This is a genomic window from Micrococcus sp. HMSC067E09 (genome assembly GCF_001812555.1).
GTDB lineage: Bacteria > Actinomycetota > Actinomycetes > Actinomycetales > Micrococcaceae > Micrococcus > Micrococcus lylae.
Genome location: NZ_KV809454.1, coordinates 1 through 1,373, shown reverse-complemented (window position 1 = coordinate 1,373; position 1,373 = coordinate 1). Strand labels below are relative to the sequence as shown.

1 protein-coding gene is annotated in these 1,373 nt (G+C 66.5%); it reads left to right on the top strand.

Annotation, left to right across the window (positions count from 1 at the left end; genetic code table 11):
- Positions 1-78: 78 nt before the first annotated feature.
- A protein-coding gene (locus HMPREF2863_RS11290; RefSeq protein WP_141756431.1) for an IS3 family transposase occupies positions 79-1,322 on the top strand; the annotation gives its coding sequence in 2 pieces (ribosomal slippage) (positions 79-370 and positions 370-1,322; 1,245 coding nt in all).
- Positions 1,323-1,373: the final 51 nt, after the last annotated feature.

Sequence of the window (1,373 nt, the reverse complement as noted above, 5' to 3'; positions counted from 1 at the left end):
ACCCAGGTGGCCACCGTGGGCCGGCTCACCTGAATCGGCCTGGGTTTCGTTCCGTTATTGAAGCAAGGATGGAACGCGATGAACCAGAAGTACTCTCCCGAGATGCGCGAGCGCGCGCTGCGGATGCTCGATGAGGCCAAGGCCTCCGGTGAGCACTCGAATCTGATGTCCGCGGTGCGGCATGTGGCCGGTCTCCTCGGCATGAGCGCGGAGACGCTGCGGGTGTGGCATCGTCGTCGGGAGGTCGACGCGGGCGCGAAGCCCGGTGTCCCGAGCGATGTCGCGGAGGAGAACAAGCGCCTGCGCCGCGAGGTGGCCGAGCTGCGGAAAGCGAATGAGATCCTCAAAGCCGCGAGCGTGTTTTTCGCGAAGGAGCTCGACCGGCCCTGACCGAGATGATCCGCTTCATCGACGAATATCGAGAGCGGTTCGGGGTCGAGCTCATCTGCCGGACGCTGCGCCCGGCAGTGCAGGGTTTCATCACGTCCCGCGGGTATCGCGCCGCGAAGACCCGCGTCGTCTCCGCCCGGCAGCTGCGGGACGAGCTGCTGGTGCCCGAGGTCGCCCGGCTGCATGCGGAGAACTACGGCGTCTACGGGCGGCGGAAGATGCATGCCCTCCTGAAACGTCAGGGATGGGACATCGGCCGAGACCAGACCGAACGCCTCATGCGCCTCGCGGGAGTGCGTGGGGTTCGCAAGTCGAAGAAGGCGTTCACGACCAGGCCCGACAAGGCGCAATCCCTGCCGCGGGACCTCGTCCAACGACGGTTCCACGCAGACGCGCCGCGCAGGCTCTGGGTCGCGGATATCACGTATGTGGCCACCTGGGCGGGGTTCGCGTATGTGGCGTTCGTCACCGACGTGTACTCGCGCAAGATCGTGGGCTGGAACGTCGCCTCGACGCTGCGCGCGGAGGTCCTGCCCCTACAAGCGCTGGACATGGCCGCCTGGGGCGCGGACGGCCCGCTCGACGGGCTGATCCATCACGCCGACCACGGCTCGAACTACATGTCGATGGTTTACACCGACCGCGTCGTCGAACTTGGCGCGACCCCGTCGACAGGCACTGTCGGGGACTCGTATGACAATGCCCTCGCCGAGGCGATCAACAACCTCTACAAGACCGAGCTGATCCGCCAGCGCGGGCCCTGGAGGACGGTCGAGCAGGTCGAGCTTGCGACGCTCGAATGGGTGTGGTGGTGGAACCACCAACGCCTCCATGGCGAGCTCGGCATGCGCACCCCGGCCGAGGTCGAGGACGCGTACTACGCTGACCTCGGATCAGCCTCCCCGGCGACCGCCGGACAGGGAAACCGATAGGAACGAAACCCAGGCCGATTCACGTCCAGGTGGCCTCGACCTCCACGTGCT